Source organism: Halobacillus sp. H74 (genome assembly GCF_052246715.1).
Taxonomy (GTDB): domain Bacteria; phylum Bacillota; class Bacilli; order Bacillales; family Halobacillaceae; genus Halobacillus; species Halobacillus litoralis_A.
This window is the reverse complement of the sequence record NZ_JBQQCI010000006.1, coordinates 276,824-294,567: the sequence shown is the minus strand read 5'-3', so window position 1 is coordinate 294,567 and position 17,744 is coordinate 276,824. Positions and strand designations below refer to the sequence as shown.

Annotated in this window: 16 protein-coding genes; 4 read left to right on the top strand and 12 right to left on the bottom strand. The window is 43.3% G+C overall.

The genetic code is table 11. The annotated features are described in order from the left end of the window. Positions 1-1,341 carry an aspartate aminotransferase family protein gene (locus tag ACTWPX_RS15530; protein WP_443120523.1) on the bottom strand — a complete coding sequence of 447 codons (1,341 nt, stop codon included), beginning with the start codon at positions 1,339-1,341 and terminating at the stop codon, positions 1-3. Positions 1,342-1,570: 229 nt separating this feature from the next. Between ACTWPX_RS15530 and ACTWPX_RS15525 the strand changes: the two genes are divergently transcribed. Beyond that, complete coding sequence (locus tag ACTWPX_RS15525; RefSeq protein WP_443120522.1) at positions 1,571-2,098, top strand: GNAT family N-acetyltransferase; 528 nt, start codon at positions 1,571-1,573, stop codon at positions 2,096-2,098. Positions 2,099-2,169: 71 nt separating this feature from the next. Here ACTWPX_RS15525 and ACTWPX_RS15520 read toward each other — a convergent pair whose 3' ends face one another. The 8 genes from ACTWPX_RS15520 to ACTWPX_RS15485 form a co-directional block, all read right to left on the bottom strand. Further along, on the bottom strand, positions 2,170-3,762 hold the full coding sequence (locus ACTWPX_RS15520; protein ID WP_443120521.1) for a PucR family transcriptional regulator: 1,593 nt from the start codon (positions 3,760-3,762) through the stop codon (positions 2,170-2,172). A gap of 183 nt (positions 3,763-3,945) precedes the next feature. Then, positions 3,946-4,182 carry a hypothetical protein gene (locus tag ACTWPX_RS15515; RefSeq protein ID WP_443120520.1) on the bottom strand — a complete coding sequence of 79 codons (237 nt, stop codon included), beginning with the start codon at positions 4,180-4,182 and terminating at the stop codon, positions 3,946-3,948. An 18-nt stretch (positions 4,183-4,200) separates the two neighbouring features. Next, positions 4,201-5,694, bottom strand: coding sequence for an NCS1 family transporter (locus ACTWPX_RS15510; protein WP_443120519.1), 1,494 nt, complete (start codon positions 5,692-5,694; stop codon positions 4,201-4,203). 112 nt (positions 5,695-5,806) lie between these two features. Further along, positions 5,807-7,222, bottom strand: a complete 1,416-nt coding sequence (hydA, locus tag ACTWPX_RS15505; RefSeq protein WP_128523444.1) for a dihydropyrimidinase — start codon at positions 7,220-7,222, stop codon at positions 5,807-5,809. A 19-nt stretch (positions 7,223-7,241) separates the two neighbouring features. Next, positions 7,242-8,528 carry an NAD-dependent dihydropyrimidine dehydrogenase subunit PreA gene (gene preA, locus ACTWPX_RS15500; protein ID WP_128523446.1) on the bottom strand — a complete coding sequence of 429 codons (1,287 nt, stop codon included), beginning with the start codon at positions 8,526-8,528 and terminating at the stop codon, positions 7,242-7,244. Between the two features lie 27 nt (positions 8,529-8,555). Then, positions 8,556-9,929, bottom strand: coding sequence for an NAD(P)-dependent oxidoreductase (locus ACTWPX_RS15495; RefSeq protein WP_443120518.1), 1,374 nt, complete (start codon positions 9,927-9,929; stop codon positions 8,556-8,558). Positions 9,930-10,264: 335 nt separating this feature from the next. Beyond that, positions 10,265-11,155 carry a nitrilase-related carbon-nitrogen hydrolase gene (locus ACTWPX_RS15490; RefSeq protein ID WP_128523450.1) on the bottom strand — a complete coding sequence of 297 codons (891 nt, stop codon included), beginning with the start codon at positions 11,153-11,155 and terminating at the stop codon, positions 10,265-10,267. A 312-nt stretch (positions 11,156-11,467) separates the two neighbouring features. Next, positions 11,468-12,940 carry a CoA-acylating methylmalonate-semialdehyde dehydrogenase gene (locus tag ACTWPX_RS15485; protein WP_443120517.1) on the bottom strand — a complete coding sequence of 491 codons (1,473 nt, stop codon included), beginning with the start codon at positions 12,938-12,940 and terminating at the stop codon, positions 11,468-11,470. 192 nt (positions 12,941-13,132) lie between these two features. Here ACTWPX_RS15485 and ACTWPX_RS15480 point away from each other — a divergent pair, with 192 nt between their 5' ends. Both ACTWPX_RS15480 and ACTWPX_RS15475 read left to right on the top strand, forming a co-directional pair. Further along, positions 13,133-13,996, top strand: a complete 864-nt coding sequence (locus ACTWPX_RS15480; protein WP_443120516.1) for an SDR family oxidoreductase — start codon at positions 13,133-13,135, stop codon at positions 13,994-13,996. Positions 13,997-14,165: 169 nt separating this feature from the next. Beyond that, positions 14,166-14,654: a hypothetical protein gene (locus ACTWPX_RS15475; protein ID WP_443120515.1), complete on the top strand. Its 489-nt coding sequence runs from the start codon at positions 14,166-14,168 to the stop codon at positions 14,652-14,654. A 176-nt stretch (positions 14,655-14,830) separates the two neighbouring features. On the opposite strand, the gene ACTWPX_RS15470 is transcribed toward ACTWPX_RS15475, so the two are convergent. After that, entirely contained in the window at positions 14,831-15,010 is a 180-nt protein-coding gene (locus ACTWPX_RS15470; RefSeq protein ID WP_128523460.1) for a hypothetical protein, read from the bottom strand. Positions 15,011-15,262: 252 nt separating this feature from the next. On the opposite strand from ACTWPX_RS15470, the gene ACTWPX_RS15465 reads away from it, so the two are divergent. Continuing rightward, the gene (locus ACTWPX_RS15465; RefSeq protein ID WP_443120514.1) at positions 15,263-16,528 is read left to right on the top strand and encodes a DUF2254 domain-containing protein; all 1,266 of its coding nucleotides are present in this window, start codon (positions 15,263-15,265) and stop codon (positions 16,526-16,528) included. Positions 16,529-16,831: 303 nt separating this feature from the next. On the opposite strand, the gene ACTWPX_RS15460 is transcribed toward ACTWPX_RS15465, so the two are convergent. After that, positions 16,832-17,164: a DUF4257 domain-containing protein gene (locus ACTWPX_RS15460; protein ID WP_128523463.1), complete on the bottom strand. Its 333-nt coding sequence runs from the start codon at positions 17,162-17,164 to the stop codon at positions 16,832-16,834. 208 nt (positions 17,165-17,372) lie between these two features. After that, positions 17,373-17,663 carry a hypothetical protein gene (locus ACTWPX_RS15455; RefSeq protein WP_443120513.1) on the bottom strand — a complete coding sequence of 97 codons (291 nt, stop codon included), beginning with the start codon at positions 17,661-17,663 and terminating at the stop codon, positions 17,373-17,375. Between the last annotated feature and the right edge of the window lie 81 nt (positions 17,664-17,744).

Sequence of the window (17,744 nt, the reverse complement as noted above, 5' to 3'; positions counted from 1 at the left end):
TTAGATTGTATGGATTCCATCGACTAGTGTATCCAGTAAAAAGTTCACGTCCTCATCTTCAATGGTCAGTGGTGGTGCGAGTGTGAGCACATTATTAAAGCCGGCCACTGTCATACCATTTTTGCCGATGATGATGCCTTTTTCTTTACAATAGCCGATTACTTGATTGACTTTAGCGGTGTCCAGCGGGTTTTTGGTCTGTTTATTTTCCACCAGCTCGATACCGATCAAGAGTCCTTTCCCACGAATATCTCCAATATTTTCATGTGCTTGAAGGCGGCTATTCAACTCACTTCTGATTTCATCTCCCAATTGTTCCGAGCGGGCGAATAAATTTTCTTTTTCCATGATTTCAATATTTTTCAGAGCGACCGCACAAGCAGCCGGGTGCCCGCCAAAAGTATTGATATGACGGAAGAAGTCATAGGTTTCGTCCCCACAAAAAGCTTCATAAATCTCCCTCTTCACAGCTGTCGCGGACAATGGCAAATAGGCACTCGTGATCCCTTTAGCCATTGTGATAATGTCGGGTTTGACACCGTAATTCATAAATCCGAACGGCTTACCCGTGCGCCCGAACCCGCAAATGACTTCATCGACGATTAATAAAGCGCCATGGCGTTCACAGATTTCTTTTACTTCTTTCATATACTGTTCAGGTGGGACAATGACGCCGCCTCCTGTAATGATTGGTTCCATGATGACTCCAGCAATGGATTCACTTTGCTCCCATGTCATCACCTGATCAATTTCCTTTGCCCCCCATTGATCAGCTTCACTATGATCGTTACGGTATTCATCAGGTGGAGAAACGTGAAGGAAACCAGGCCCGAGCGGTTCATATTTATATTTCCGCTGTGCTTGACCGGTCGCTGCAAGCGCACTCGTAGAATTCCCGTGATACGAGCGGTAGCGGGAAATGAATTTGGTGCGGTAGTGATCTCCTTTTTGCTGATGGTATTGGCGCACCATTTTGAATGCCGCTTCATTGGCTTCTGATCCACTGTTCGAAAAGAAAACTACATAATCATCGCCCAGCAGTTGATTGATTTTCTCCCCGAGCTGAATGGCAGATTCATGACTTTGTGTCAAAGGCATATAAGCTAATTCCTTCAGTTGATCAAAGGCAGCTTGCGCCAGCTCTTCCCTGCCATAACCGATATTCACACACCATAATCCCGACATAGCATCCAAGTATTTATTTCCGTCCACATCTGTAATCCAGGATCCCTTTGCGCTTTTAGCGACCATCGTATCATCAGGAGAATAGGGTTTCATTGAGTGCCACACATATTTTTCATCTTTCGCAAGCATTTCATTTTTCACATCAGCTTTTGTCAACGGAGAGCCCTCCCTTATGGGTTTAAGGTATTATTTTTTTGAATTATCTTAATTATCTAATATTTACAAGTAACTTTCATTAGACATTGTGTCAAACCTTAATAATTCAACTTACACATAATGACAACACTTAAGAGAGGACTGTTTTCTTCAAAGGTTTCAGCTTACGCAATCGATTAACCTTATGATAAGCTTGCTTTAAGAAACGAATAAATCAAAGGAGCCCGCCATGAACATTCATTTCACTGAACTTAAAGCACCTGATCCATCGATCATAAACGCATTTAACCGATGGGAGAACGACCCGATGTTAGTACCTTTAACACGTCCTAACAAAAGCAATAAAGAAATAGAAGGAAACACACTCATTACAATAGACGACTTAACCGATCGTCTAAAGAACCACCCCACTTACCTCATTTACTCCGATGATAAACTGGTTGGAGAAATGAATTACATGGTCGATCCACCTCACCTTTATAAAAAAGAACCGGATACTGCCTGGATAGGAATTACGATCGGGGAGGAAGAAGGCCGCGGCAAAGGGATCGGATACCATGCAATTCAATATTTAGAACAACAAATCGAACAGCATGGGCTAAAACGCATTGAACTCGGCGTGTTTGAATTCAACACCCAGGCGCAAAAGCTGTACCAAAAGCTAGGGTACAATGAAATCGGCCGTATTCCTGATTTCACCTATTGGAATCAACGACTGTGGTCCGATATTCGTATGGAAAAAAGATTCGACAGCTGAAAGTGTATTACAGGAGAGTCATAAAAAAAACACTTATTCTAAACGAATAAGCGGCGGTTACTTTTATTCTTTTATTGATAGACGGTTTGCTGGTATTCGTGGGCCAGAAGGGCAAATTCGATGACCTGTCTTTTCTCAGGTGCCATAAAGTCTGCACCTAAAAGCTTTTCTAACTTCTCCAACCGGTGATAGAGTGTTTGCCTGACTACAAATACTTTGCTCGCCGTTTCTTTTTTTGAACCATTGCAGGCCAAATACACCCTCAAAGTTTCCAAAAGATTGGCCTTATGGTCCTCGTCATACTTGATGATCGGCTCTAAATACTCTTGGACCAGCCCCTCCAGGTTACTATGTTTATGTACAAGGGAGATCAACCGATACATATGCATATCTTCATAAAAATACTTTTGATGATCTGGCGGTAATTTATCCTGGATCGTCAGCGTCTCTTGCGCAGTCTGGAAGCTTTCATGCAGCCGGTCAAGTTCTTTGACGAATTTTCCACCTGCTACTTGAAATGACGTAATGCTGGAATCATTGAGAAGACTGATTTTCTCTAATCTTTTTATTCCTTTTTCAATCCTTGGCTTCCAGTCCTCTTCCCCTTTTTTATTTAACAGGATGAATGTCAGTAAATGGCGTTTTTCCACAGGAAAAACAAAATAGCCATTCTGGTCAAAGATGTTATGGATAAGCATATTCAAATAGGTGATATCCGGATCGATTTTCTGCCCTTCAGCCATGTTCAGTTTAACGTTCAGAACGACCGCACCCGTAATCGTTTGGTTGATTTTATAAACCGCGAGATGATGCTTGATTTCTTCGTGATCATGCTCGCCTTGAAGCCATTGGATGAGCCATTCTGTTTCCCTTGCCTTTCTCTTTTCTTCCGTGTAAAGTTCACGCAGCAGATATTGAGCAAGAGCAGTTGCCGTGCGGTCCAATAACAGTGACTCAAACTCTCCGAATTCACGCTTGTAGGTAACCAAATAGATTGTGGCAAACTCACGTTCAAATACTTGCACCGGCTGTTTCAATACACGTTTGGCAGGACATCGATCAGGATTATTCAAGCGGGCCAGAATACTTTCCCTCTCTTTTTCCCTTAAAGCCGGAATTGTCACGACAGTATGATCTTTTGCAATATAAACAAGCTGGCAATTTATGTACTGCTGTAAATTTTTAAGGATTTCAAAATGGTTGTCGATCGACAGCAGCCTTTTATTCAGGCGCTGCGAGTAATCTTCGAGATTTGAAATCAATTCATACTGCTGATTGATCAAATCCGCATGAATGTCCTGGGTAATTTCTACAAAAGACACTTCCTCTTCAAATACGATAATAGGAAAGTTGTTCTGGTCAGCAAGTTCTTTCGCTTCAGCTGAAATATCATTGATGAAGCTGCCTAGTTCAATACAGATGCCTGCGACTTTACGTTTGATGAGCTGATCCAGGAGAGTAAGGAAAAGTTCTTCATCATCTTTCCACCCAAAACCTGTCGACAGCACCAATTCTCCACCTTTGAGGTTCCCCCTGACCTCAATCATTTCGAAGACGTGCACCCATTTCACAAGTTTGTCGATCCCCTCTTGCCCAGCCACAACCCGCGCAGATTCAAAGTGCTTTCTTTCCAAAATGTTTCCAATCGAAACGCGATACTTCATTGAAATACCCCCCTTCAAAGGTACTATAAAATTTCAGAAAAATCTAATATATTGTGAGATAATATTACATAACTGGAATTAACCAGGCTGACTTTAATTGTTCAACAAGACTGCAGATGGACCGGGAACCCTCGAGTACATAGAAAAAGAGAATCAGACTCAGCTGATCCTCTTACCCACTGCCTATTGTACTTTTTGTTTTTTCTGCTGCTGTACGAGAATAGTAGAAAAATATTTCCGGGAATCCGGATGAAGAATGTGCAGCATCTCCCGCTTACTCCGATCCGGATCGCTTCCCTGGTATTCGAATTCCAGAAAAGCACCACTCAAATTTTCCGTCACACCTTTAATGATGTAGCCTTGTTCGAGCAGGAAATCGATTTTTTCCCGCTCCGCCTCAAATTCACGATAGGATGACATAGTTCTCCTCCTCTATTTTCAGGCATCCGCTTTGGTAGCAGCGGTTTCGGTGCCTGTTTTCTTCCCGAGTTTTTCTTCCGTAAACCCTTCACCGATATGCCAGTCTCTTCCTACAGTGATTCCGAGATACTGTTGATCATCCGGTGTTTCGATTTCAGCCTGCGGGTGTTTCTTGAAATACCAGTACTTCGCTAAAAGATAATAAGATAAAGCACCGATTCCAAATCCTACAAAAAATGAGTAGGTGCTGAACGTGTACGCGAAGACACTCCCTATCACCCAGGAAATAATCCCCGCCCAGTTGACGCCCCCATCATAACGGAACTGTCCACCGCTTTTATAAAGGTCATAGACATTCATTCTCCTTTTCCTCAATAAATAATAATCGGCAAAAATGATCCCTACAATCACAGAGAGGATCGCTGCAGCAATTAATAAAACAGGAATCAAAAGATTGAAGATGCTCCACGGCTGGATTACTGTCCCGACAAGTCCAGCAATGAAAACACCGGCCCAGAACGGAAGCTTCGGGCCACCTACATTGGAGAAAATGGTAGCGGCAGGGACGATATTAGCCGAAACGTTCGTCGACCATTGTGCCAAGACAATCATTAACAATAAAATCCCCAAAACTAAACCGCTTGCCGATTCCTGCAAGGCGACCACTGGGTCAAAGTTAGAAACGGCAATATAAGAAACGGCACCAAGCACTACGATGAACGTTTGGGTCAGTGGCAAACCGACTAAACTACCGACCATCGCACCCTTGTTCCGCTTAAACCAATTCCTTTCGTGTTTAGGAGCTTTAATAAAACGGGAAATAGATGAAATATCAGCAGCCAGTGTCGCCCAGTAGCCCATATTACTGACAACGACGACAACAAAGGCTGTAAAAGCGGCTCCCCCCGTGACAGGGCTCTCCACCCATGCCCAAATATCCTTGCCTTGACCAGAAGCTGTTCCAGCCAAATTGAAGTACATCCAAACCCCGATGAGAATGATGATGGGTGCTGCCAAATCAGCGAATTTCTCGACGGCCTTGATACCCAGTGCAGTGTTGAATAATTGGAATAAAGCAAAAAGGACATAACATATGAACCAATTATCAAAGCCTGTCAAAATGTTCAAAATCCCATTGATTGCCGTGGATCCGAAGAATGTGTTGATCCCGAACCACATCGAGGCTGCTACACCTCTGACAATAGACGGAAAATGCGTACCTAAAGTTCCAAACGGAGCCCTCATATAGACAGGAAATGAAATCCCGTGTTCAATACCGATATCGGCAGTCAATGTAATGGCAAAACCTATTAATAAAGTTCCCAGTAACGTACCGAGAACCACCCAAATAAGCGAAATGGACTGAACACCTGCACCACCAATGGCAAAAGCAGCTAACACAACAGCCATCCCGACCCACATAAATGTAAAACCTAATGTTCCAATCTTCTTCTCATGATGAGGGATCGGCATGAGGTCAGGTGACATCAAATGGTTATCTTTTTTGTCCATAGACAGGAAGCCTCCTAATGATACCTATAATTTTTTGAAGCATCCGCAAGGTTTTGTCAGCCAAAACCTTGCGTGCCTGTTATCTATCTCTGGCTTTTGGACATTGGTGTGACTAGTTTTGGTAAAGTTCTTCCTGAGAGGTTTTCAATTCGCCGAACCGGGCTCGTTTCAAATATTGACCGGAACCGAGCTTACCGACGAATTCTTTATCACGGATGACATATTCTCCGCGGGATAGGACGCTGACCGGCTGCCCCGTCACTTCCATCCCTTCAAATGGATTGTAGTCTGCCGCCATGTGGCTCGTTTCTACAGAAATCGTTCGTTCGATATTCGGGTCAAAGATGATAAGGTCTGCATCAGCACCTACACTGATCGTTCCTTTCTGTGGAAAAATCCCGAACGTTTTTGCAATTCTGGTCGAAGTGATATCAACAAACTGATTCAAACTGATTCTTCCTTTTTTCACCCCTTCGGAGAAAAGGATACTCATGCGATCTTCGATAATCGGGCCCCCGTTCGGAATCTTTGTGAAATCCCCTTTCCCTAAATCCTTTTGTCCTTTGAAATCAAAGGAGCATTGATCGGAGCCGAGAGTCTGCAGTTCACCTGTTTTCAGTGCGTTCCAAAGTACTTCCTGGTTCTTCTTCTCACGCAGTGGTGGTGACCATACGTATTTCGCCCCTTCAAAGTTCGGCTTTTCTAAATAGGATTGATCAAGGACTAAATACTGCGGGCACGTTTCACCAATCACGTGGTAGCCTTTTTTCCTTGCTTCCGAAATTTCTTTGACGGCGTCTTCACAGGAGACGTGGACGACATAAAGCTGGGAATCCGCTAGACCTGTCAGCTGTGCTGCACGGCCAGTCGCTTCTCCTTCTGCTTCAGGAGGACGCGTCAAGGCATGATAAATCGGGTCGGTCTGTCCTGCGTCGAGTGCCTTCTTCACTAGGTGATCGATGACATCACCGTTCTCAGCATGCACCATGACCAGCGCTCCGAGTCTTTTCGCTTCTTCCAAAGTACGGAATAAGGTTTCATCATCCGCCTGGAAGACGTTCTTGTAGGCCATGAACACTTTGAATGAAGTGATTCCCTCATCTTCAATGACACTAGGAAGCTGTTCAAGCACACTATCGTTCATTTCACTGATCATCAGGTGGAAACTATAATCGATGACGGATTTATCTCTCGATTTCGCATGCCACTGATCGATGGAATTTTGCAGGGGCTTCCCTTTGTTCGTCAAGCAAAAATCGATGACGGTAGTGGTTCCGCCGTGTGCAGCAGCAATCGTTCCTGTTTCAAAGTCATCCTTACTGACCGTTCCGCCAAACGGCATCTCCAAGTGCGTGTGCGGGTCGATCCCGCCTGGAAAAATGTAATGGCCTTTCGCATCGATGACTTCTGCTGATGGGTCTGAGAGGTCTTGACCTATCAGGGCGATCTTTTCATTTTCGACCATGATATCCGCTTTGTACGTGTCTGCAGCCGTGACAATGAGTCCATTTTTAATGATTTTTTTCATTTTAACCCTCCATTTGGATTTATTTGATTAAGTCTACATCACAAGAAGCTGAGGCTCCGATGGCGGCTTGTCTTTCATTCCATGTCATCGGAGGTTTGCCATTCGCATATTCCACCATATCGATCGCGCCGTCGACCGGACATACGATCGAGCAGAGATTGCACCCGACACAATCTTCTTCGCGGACTTTCAAGATGTCATTTCCATCCGCATCTTTCAGCATATCGATGCACTGGTGCGATGTATCTTCACAAGCGATGTGGCACTTATTACAGTTGATACACACATCATTATTGATTTTGGCGACGACTTGATGATTTAGATCTAAATTACCCCAATCCGAATACTTCTCAACCGATTTGCCGACAAGATCCATCACCGAATCGATGCCCTTCTCATCTAAATAGTTATTCAATCCATCCTTCATGTCTTCAACAATGCTGAAGCCATGATGCATAGCTGCTGTACATACTTGAACACCAGTGGCGCCCATCAACATGAACTCGACAGCTTCCCGCCAGCTTGATACCCCGCCCATCCCGGAGATAGGTACATTGATTTTAGGATGACGGGCACACTCAGCCACCATGTTAAGCGCAATCGGTTTAACAGCAGGACCGCAATAACCTCCGTGCGCTCCTTTTCCAGCGACATTCGGGATCGTATCCCATGTATCGATATCCACTCCTGCTAAACTATTGATTGTATTGATCATGCTGACTGCGTCTGCGCCGCCATTGACAGCAGCTTCAGCAGTAAAGGTAATGTCTGTTATGTTCGGGGTAAGCTTAACGATTACTGGTGTTTCAGCGACTTCTTTCGCCCACATCGTCTGTTTTTCAACAAGGTCAGGTACTTGTCCAGAAGCAGCCCCCATCCCACGTTCCGCCATCCCGTGCGGACAGCCGAAGTTGAGTTCTAACCCATCGACACCTACATCTTCGACCTTCTTGACGATTTCATGCCACTTCTCCTGTGTGGGTTCTACCATAAGTGATGCGATGATGGCATGGTTTGGAAATCGTTTTTTCGTTTCATAAATTTCTTTCAAGTTGACTTCCAATGGACGGTCGGTGATCAATTCAATATTATTGAAGCCCGCCACATTTTTTCCGTTAAAATCAACTGCAGCGAAACGGGACGATACGTTCAAGATCGGCTCGCCCAATGTTTTCCACACGGCGCCGCCCCAACCTGCTTCAAAAGCCCGTTGCACCTGGTACCCCGAATTTGTCGGAGGAGCCGATGCTAGCCAAAAAGGGTTGGGTGATTTTATGCCTGCAAGATTCAAACTGAGATCAGCCATATAGAAATGCCTCCTAGTAAGTATTTATTAAATGGTTGCGGTTGGTGCTGGAGCAAGCTGTTTATGGATGGCCATTGCAACCTCTTTCCCTTGCTGCGCAGCGGTTACGACCATCGCTTCTCCTTGCCCTTTGGCGAAAATGACATCCCCTGCTGCATAAACGTCCGGGTTCGACGTCTGCAATGTTTCCGGGTTTACTTTTACGACACCGCCATCATGTTCCAGTCCAAACCCCTCTATTAAATCAGAATAACGTGTCTGGCCGATCGCTTTGATTACAGCATCAACTTCCATGACAAATTCCGAGTTTTCCACTGGTGCAGGTCGGCGTCGTCCATCAGCATCCGGCTCACCAAGTGCCATCTTCACACATTTGAGATGGGTGACCTTTCCGTTCTCATCCCCTATGATCTCTACTGGTTGAGTGAGCCAATTGAATTCAACATCATCCTGTTTCGCAAAATCATATTCGAATTCGTAGGCTGTCATTTCCTTCACTGTACGACGGTATACGATTTTCACATCGACAGCACCTTTTCGAGCGGCACACGTCGCTGCATCAATGGCGGTATTACCAGCGCCCACGACCACCACTTTCTTCCCAAGTAATTCCTCAGTGATCGGTCCGGATTTCGTGCTTTTCACGAACTCAATCGCATCATGGACACCTTCAAGATTTTCTCCTTCAATGCCGAGCATCGGAACATTCCCCATACCGACTGTAAGTACAGTAGAATCAAAGTCTTCTGCAAGCTCTTCAAATGTTACATCTTTCCCCACTCTCGTATTGGTCCGGATTTCGACATCCAATTGTTTAACCTGATCGACTTCCCAACGGGAAATATCCTGAGGAAGGCGGAACGAGACAATTCCATACGTGTCTAACCCGCCAGCTTCTGCTTCGGCTTCAAAGATTGTCACATCATATCCGAAACGTGCCAGTTCCCGAGCAGCGGATAACCCTGCAGGTCCTCCCCCGACGACAGCTATTCTTTTTCCATTCTTTTCACCAGGTTCGAATAACAATTGCTCATTTTTTATCGCCCAATCCGTAGCAAAGCGCTGCAAATCGCCGATGACGATCGGCTCTGTAGAATGGTTCAGGACGCAGGCACCTTCACACAATTCCTCTGTCGGACAGACACGGGCGCAAGTCGCTCCGACAGGGTTTGATGACATGATTGTTGTTGCAGACCCTTTCAAATTGCCGGAAGCGATTTTCTTAATGAACTTAGGAATATCAATCCCCGTAGGACAGGCCTGGATACATGGCGCATCATAACAATACAAACAGCGATTGGACTCTTCCATCGCTTCTTGAGCATTCAGCCCATCATGCACTTCCTCGAAATTCACTTTCAAGTTTTCTAAGGATATCCCTTTACTTTTTAACGTGGTCAATGCAATGAACCTCCTTTTTATAGCTGCAAACATGGAGATACCAGGATAACTCCAACAAAGTTAAGCGAGAAATAAGTGACTGCTTGGTCTTCCTACAAAACGATCTTATGGTTTTGCCCATCGGTACTCGATGATTCAAAATGCTTGATCTCATAAGAAAATCATCAAGCTTCCTTTGGCATCCAACCAAACGGCTACCACCGTTACACTTACAGAAAAGCACTGTATGAATACAGGACCGAATCAAAGTGCTAAATAAAAAAGTTCCACATAGAGAAAAATAATATATATTTTCCTTTGCTCTATGCAGAACTTCTACGTGTGTCTGGGTTTTGTTACGGAAGCAGCTCTCCCATTTTCTCGTACGTTTCCGGACGGCGATCGCGATAGAACTGCCACGTATCCCGAACTTCCCGAATGAATTTCTTGTCCATTTCCCCGATAATCACTTCATCTTTGTCTCGGCTGGCTGTTGCGACAAAGTTTCCGCGTGGGTCCACAAGGTAAGACTGACCATAAAACTCGCCCATGTTCCAAGGCCCTTCATACCCGACACGATTGATTGCTCCTAAATAGTAACCATTGGCCACAGCATGCGCAGGCTGCTCCAGCTTCCATAAATATTCAGATAAACCTGCCACAGTTGCGGATGGATTGAAGACGACTTCCGCTCCGTTCAGACCGAGTACTCTTGCACCCTCTGGGAAGTGGCGGTCATAACAAATGTACACACCGACTTTCGCAAATGCCGTATCAAATACAGGGTAGCCCAGGTTGCCAGGTTTAAAGTAAAATTTCTCCCAGAATCCATATCCCTTGTCCCCTACACCGACCTGAGGAATATGGTGTTTACGATACTTTCCAAGATAGGATCCATCGGCATCGATCACTGCTGCCGTATTATAGTAAGTTGCGATTCCTTCTCTTTCATAGATTGGCAGAACGATTACGACCCCAAGTTCTTTCGCCAGCTGCTGGAAACGGATGGTCGTTGGACCGTTCGGAATTTCTTCCGCAGCTTCATACCATTTCGAGTTCTGCTCAGAACAAAAGTATGGACCATAGAAGATTTCCTGAAGACAAATGATTTGAGCACCTTTGTCTGCGGCTTCTCTTACCAGTTTGATATGTTTTTCAATCGATTGTTCTTTATGAACGTCCACGGGTTCATTGCCATCCACATCGTGAGAAGCTTGAATCAAACCAATTTGCACTTTATCGGACATCTCATTTCCTCCTTATGTAGCGCTCTATTTTGTTTACTCATACGTTTGCTCCTTCTCAACATTTTCCCCAAAAAATGTTTCCCCTTTTTCAACACCTCCTCAATTTTTTTGAAATATACAGAATATTTTGTAATTTAATCTATACTTTACACTAATATTACAAATTTGCCATTATACATTTTGTAAAATGTTTTTTTATACGTTTTTGCGTTTTGTACAAGAAATATTTTGAAATGGTAGGATTTCCTTGTAGGGGTGGGAATAGGAGAAAAGCTGAAAATCCCATTCAGGGTTTCAGCTTTCCCGATAAGATCAAAACCAGCGTTGAGTAAGCATTTTCCGCTTCGTATAGAAATTGAGGCCATCTTTTCCATTGGCGTGGAGATCGCCATAGAACGACTTTTTGTTTCCGGAGAACGGGAAGAAAGCCATCGGTGCTGGTACATTGACGTTCACACCTAACATGCCGGCATCCATCTCTTCCCTGAATTGCTGGACCGCTTTCCCGCTGGATGTGTATAGGACCGCACCATTGGCAAACTCAGATTTATTAGCCGTTTCAATCGCTTCATCTAAGGTTTCAGCACGGACAACACTGAGAACGGGGGCGAAAATTTCATCTTTCCAAATCTTCATATCTTCTGTCACATAGTCAAAAATCGTTGCACCAAGGAAGTAGCCCTCTTCATTTTCTCTTAATTCAACTCTTCCATCGCGGACGAGTTTCGCGTTTTCACCTTCGCCTGCTTCAATATAACCAAGTACACGTTCTCTATGAGATTCGCGAATCAATGGCCCGAGACTCGTTTCTTCTTCCAAGCCGTTTCCGACGTTAAGCTGATCAGCAGCTTCTTTCAATTTAGCAACAAGATCGTCGGCAACATCTCCTACAGCTACAACTACGGAGCATGCCATACACCGTTCCCCTGCACTGCCGAATGCTGCATTGATGATCCCATCTACAGATTTATCCAGGTTGCAGTCAGGTAAGACGATCGAATGGTTTTTTGCACCTGCAAGAGCCTGCACGCGTTTGCCATGGTCTGCTGCCGTTTTGTAAACGTACTCCGCAACAGGCTGGGATCCGACAAAAGAAATGGCGTCGACATCTTCATGTTCAAGCAATCCATTAACGACATCGTGAGCACCATTGACTATATTCATCACACCCTTAGGAAGCCCTGCTTCGTGCAATAGCTCCACAAGCATCTTCGCTAAAATCGGTGTACGTTCTGACGGTTTTAAAACGAATGTATTTCCACAAACTAATGCAAGCGGGAACATCCATAATGGCACCATCATCGGAAAGTTGAAAGGCGTAATTCCCCCTACGACTCCAACGGGATAACGGTACATTCCAGAGTCGATTCCCTCTGCAATATCAGGCAGGACATCCCCCATCATCAGACTTGGTGCGCCAGCGGCAAACTCGACACACTCAATGCCCCGCTGCACTTCACCTGTCGCATCCTTTATCGTTTTTCCATTTTCCTGTGATAGTGCTCTTGCTAACTCCTCACGGTTTTCCACCAGGAGCTGGTGGTATTTGAACATGATACGCGCACGTTTCGGTACCGGGGTCTTTTTCCAACCCTTGAATGCTTCCCTCGCGGATTGGACTGCTTTATCTACATCCTCTTTTGATGAAATCGGAACTCTGGCAATTATTTCTCCTGTAGCGGGATTGGGCACTTCCTCCACTTGCCCTTCTTCAGACGCAATCCATTCTCCATTAATGAAATTCTGAATGACCACCTGATTCGATTTTGAGAAAGTTGTCTCCATTTTCTTCACCTCAATTGGTAGATTCTGTTTCTGAACACCTTCAAATATATTATAAATTCAGAATATTTCAACATCAATGGACGAAATGTCAAATGAATGGAGACTAAAATTGACAATATGACCTTTATTAGGGTGAAAACCTTTCATTGGGGCATGCTAAAACTTGATGATTTTTTACATAGGAGGTAGAAAATGTCGAACAAAAAGAAAGAAATTCAGCCAAAACAGCATCAGGAACGACAGCCCGGCTTTGAGTTTGAAATGAAACCTCTTCCCGAGTTTGTTGACGAAAATTATCACGGAAGCGGCAAGTTAGAAGGAAAAGTCGCTGTAATTACTGGAGGGGACAGCGGCATCGGCCGGGCTGTGAGTCTTTCCTTCGCCAAAGAAGGAGCCGACATTGCCATCATCTATTTAGATGAGCATGAAGATGCGGAAGCTACCAAACAACTCGTAGAAGCGGAAGGTAGAAAGTGTTTGTTGATCAACGGCGATCTAGCAGATCCTGACTTTTGTGAAGGGGCGGTCGACCAAGTCATCAAAAGCGTCAAAAGAATCGATGTGCTCGTGAATAACGCTGCCGTGCAATACCCACAAGAAAATTTCACGGACATTACGAACGAGCAGATGGAAAAAACATTCCGCGTGAATTTCTTTTCCTATTTCTACATGGCAAAAGCCGTGCTCCCTCATTTGAGGAAAGGGAGCACCATCATCAACACCTCTTCAGTAACCGCATATGAAGGTAATGAACAACTGATTGATTATTCTTCAACGAAAGGTGCCATCACTGCTTTTACAAGATCGCTTGCTAAATCGTTGGTCAGTAAAGGAATCAGGGTGAATGGTGTCGCTCCTGGTCCGATATGGACACCACTGATTCCGGCAAGCTTCGATAAACAGAAAGTCGCTGAATTCGGATCCGACAATCCGATGGCACGTCCAGGTCAGCCAAGGGAAGTGGCTGGGGCATTCGTTTATCTTGCTTGTGATGATTCAAGTTATGTTACCGGGCAGATGATTCACGTAAATGGCGGAGTGGCCGTCAATGGATAAACATTCTCTTTCCTATTTAAAAAAAGATAAAAGCGAGCTTCCGTGAATCGGTAGCTCGCTTTTATCTTTTTACGAATCGATTCCCACTACCTCTCCTACGGTTTTGATGAAACAGGCCATGACTAAAGGAAAACCGTGTTATAATGGACCAGAAAGGATGGTGTAGGCAATGGTCCAGAGTTATTGCCACTGCTTCAGCAATCAAGAAGAAATCGATCACGGGGTCGCAACTCAAAAATCCTACCTTGCATTTGCTGTTCTCCATGGCAATAAGGGGGCGGTTGAGTTCAGTTTTCGCACAAGCTATGTTGATAATCCTTCCCAATCCACAAAAACAAGGTTTTATCGTGTATCCGATGCATTTGAAGACGATCAGACCACACCAAAAAAAGTGAGAATACACAGTAAAAGTCCTCTAGCCCAGGACAATCAACAACCGGAGGAAAAGCCCTTCCTGCGTAACACTGACCTTTATTATTCCTACTCGATCAATCTTCCTTTACATAAGTTTCGTTGTTTGCACGACAATGCTGATGATTATCATAGGACAATTTATTCAAAAGAGCTTTTTGATGAAATGAAAGCCATCTATGCGAATATCTTCAAAGTAGATGTTTCTGAAGTGGATGGTGAAGATTTTTTAGTTCTTATCGATTGATGATTATTGGGTTTCTTTTTCCAGACCAGTGCTCTCGGTAAACTTTTAAAAAATGAATGATTCCTTTTATATAAAGGTAATCTCATACCAGAAGTTTTGCGGCCAGCACATTGGATTGTGAATGAATTAATTGTTGGATGGTGTAGCTGATAAAATCCATATTGTGACTCCCCCGATTATCGGTTCATGATAAATGATACAGCTGTACCACAAGGTTTACATTCTAACAGGACATTCGGGGTACTTTTATTCACAAATGTAATTCTGCGATGATTCATGGTTCCAGCACAACATTCACACTCATAATCAAGCGTCTGTTCGATTACTTCCAGGTATACTTCTACATTCGATATCACTTTACATTAGCTCCTCTTTACCTTTTACTACTATTTTCGACATTTTTTTCGTAACTTGAACTTTTCACGGATTGATTTCTCCGATAATGAACATGTTAAGTTCTTTTCACCCCGTCTTTTTTACCTAATTCCAGCTAATGGCAGATTTAACTAGTTTAAGTACAGCGAAAAAAGGAAAATCTGAGAGGTATATCTATATATGAAATGAGTTGATACACCATGAGAGCCACATCAAATTCAGGAAGATTCTGGGTGAATGTTCGAGATAGCTTTTGGTTTTTACCCGCTATTTATGGATTGATTTCTATCCTGGCTGTGATTATCGTTACGATTGCAGACTTCTTCCTGCTCCCCATCATACAGGATTTTGTACCTAATATCGTTTTAACAAATCAGGACATTGCCAAATCTTTATACAGCGCACTCATTACAGCAATTCTCACCATGACGACGATCAGCTTCTCCACCATCATGGTAGTATTGACTACTTACACGACACAGTTCTCTCCGCGTACGTTACAAGATTTTATGAAAAACCGCTTCACACAACACGTATTAGGGGTTTATTCTTTCAGTTTCGTTTTCGTTTTGCTTAACTTGCTTATTTTGACAGAAGATAAAAAGAAAGTAATGGCAAGCCCATTTTTCACTGTCCTCATCTCGATTGTTTGTCTAGCCTTTTTTGTACTTTTCATCCACCATTCGTCAAGGTTCGTCCAAGTCAATAATTTGATCAGTGAAATACGCAATCGGACATCAACCGTCATTAAAACCACTTATGCAGAGAAAAGCTTTCATGAAGAAACAGACTGGGATCAGGAAGTTATCAATGATTTAAGACAACAGGAACCTCAAGTGATTGCAGCCAGTCACTCCGGCTATATTCAGCAGCTGCAATTCAAGAATTTGATTGAATGGGCCGCCAATGAAGATGCGATTGTTGAATCAGAGTTCCAAATTGGAGACTACATTCAAAAAGGAATGCCCATTTTCAAATGCTGGTGCGCCAGGGAAATGGAAGCAGAAGAAAAATGTCAGCAGTACTTGCTGATCGGAAATGAACGCGTAGATACTCAAGATATTGAATTCTCCATCCAGAAACTGGTAGAAATCGCTGTGAAGGCGATCTCTCCTGGAATCAATGACCCCCATACGGCAATCAACTGTATCAACAGGATCGGCTCACTTCTCGCTGATCTTGGAAGTGAATATCAACCGATTCGCTACTATTCCGATGATAAGGGGCATCTGAGAGTGATTATGGAACCAAAACCGTTCGAAGAATACCTCTACATGAGCTTTTACCAAATCCGCATCTATGGAAGCAATGATGTTTCCGTGATGAACGGAGTGATTGAAGCTTTATATCAAGTAGCAGCCGTAAATGGTAATGAGGTAAAAAAAGATTTATGGGAATTTGCTGAATTTCTGATAAAAGCAGTGGAAGTTGACCGAAACGGATTGGATTATAAGTATTTCAAGAAGCAAGTTGATAAGTTGTCATCTGCTTGTGCTTAATAAATGAACCTTATAAAGACAGCCCCCTTACATTCAGGGAGCTGTCTTTTACTATGTATATCTGCTATATAATAACTGTGTTCCCGATTCCACCCTGCTTTTTGAAACAAGACAATATTAGTGAACGACCCAGCCTGAAATCAGCCATTCCCCCACACATCCAGGGGTATGATTAATCATCAATTCATAGGGATGCTTACTAAGCTCGGCAGGCTTAATAAACCATGAAAAGGGAGTGGGAGTAAGAGGATTTGTTAAGGAGAAGGTGATCATCATAAAAAAACAGGATTGGAGTATCAACGTTTATTTAAGTCTCTGATTAATACGATCCAATCCCTCGGTTTTTGCTTTTTCTGTAGACAATTCTCTTTTCAGTAACACATTCTCAGCGGTCATCCCCGCAAGAATGGAAATACCTATCAATGTTCTCAAAACTTCAGGCTCTGGAACTAAATAGGTAACCGCAAATATAGCGGCCGCACTACCGATGAAGAAATCTGCTAAAAAACCAAGGTATATACCTTTAGGCCGTACTCTCTTTTTAGGAAAGATCAATACCTTCCCATTCCTCATCAAATGAGCGATCACCCCTGTCAGACCTCCTATCAAACCAGCGATCAACACAGTATTCGTCATAGACACACCCCTTTAAAAATAGCTTAAAAAAAGCGGCTCCCGGAAGATACTTAGAAACATAGGCTAATATGCACTAATCATCGACCAGAGACCGCTAGAAGCTTTAAGTCTGTTATTCTTTTAGAAGGAAGCTACAACATTATAATGAACACCATGTTATTAGTATACACTTAATTTTTCTGAAAATAAATACTTTTTTAACAATTTATTACATTTTTGTTACATCTAATTCATCAATCAATTCGTGGATCTTATTTTCATAAAAGTGAACCTCCTTTTTGGTATTGGCATCAATCATTTTCTTCTTTAAAGATTCATATTCTTTCAAATGTGAATCATCCACCTTTTGGATAAATGATCCACTCTCCGCCTGCAATGAATCTAAATACTGTTGGATTTCAGCAAAATAATAACGCGTCTCTTCTATGGATTCAGCATTTCTCAAAGAATGCATAAGCTTGTCGAATTCTTCCTTTTGTGATTCATTCATCTGGAACAAAAGCTCGCACCTCCTTCACATTTATTTGGCTGTATCTTCTATGACTTTAATACCACTTAATTGTATATCTCACACAAGTAA

Coding starts and splice junctions, on each gene's coding strand:
- ACTWPX_RS15460 (WP_128523463.1), bottom strand. CDS start 17,164: ATGACGAATACTGTGTTGATCGCTGGTTTGATAGGAGGTCTGACAGGG.
- hydA (WP_128523444.1), bottom strand. CDS start 7,222: ATGAAAAAAATCATTAAAAATGGACTCATTGTCACGGCTGCAGACACG.
- ACTWPX_RS15485 (WP_443120517.1), bottom strand. CDS start 12,940: ATGGAGACAACTTTCTCAAAATCGAATCAGGTGGTCATTCAGAATTTC.
- preA (WP_128523446.1), bottom strand. CDS start 8,528: ATGGCTGATCTCAGTTTGAATCTTGCAGGCATAAAATCACCCAACCCT.
- ACTWPX_RS15480 (WP_443120516.1), top strand. CDS start 13,133: ATGTCGAACAAAAAGAAAGAAATTCAGCCAAAACAGCATCAGGAACGA.
- ACTWPX_RS15490 (WP_128523450.1), bottom strand. CDS start 11,155: ATGTCCGATAAAGTGCAAATTGGTTTGATTCAAGCTTCTCACGATGTG.
- ACTWPX_RS15525 (WP_443120522.1), top strand. CDS start 1,571: ATGAACATTCATTTCACTGAACTTAAAGCACCTGATCCATCGATCATA.
- ACTWPX_RS15520 (WP_443120521.1), bottom strand. CDS start 3,762: ATGAAGTATCGCGTTTCGATTGGAAACATTTTGGAAAGAAAGCACTTT.
- ACTWPX_RS15475 (WP_443120515.1), top strand. CDS start 14,166: ATGGTCCAGAGTTATTGCCACTGCTTCAGCAATCAAGAAGAAATCGAT.
- ACTWPX_RS15515 (WP_443120520.1), bottom strand. CDS start 4,182: ATGTCATCCTATCGTGAATTTGAGGCGGAGCGGGAAAAAATCGATTTC.
- ACTWPX_RS15510 (WP_443120519.1), bottom strand. CDS start 5,694: ATGGACAAAAAAGATAACCATTTGATGTCACCTGACCTCATGCCGATC.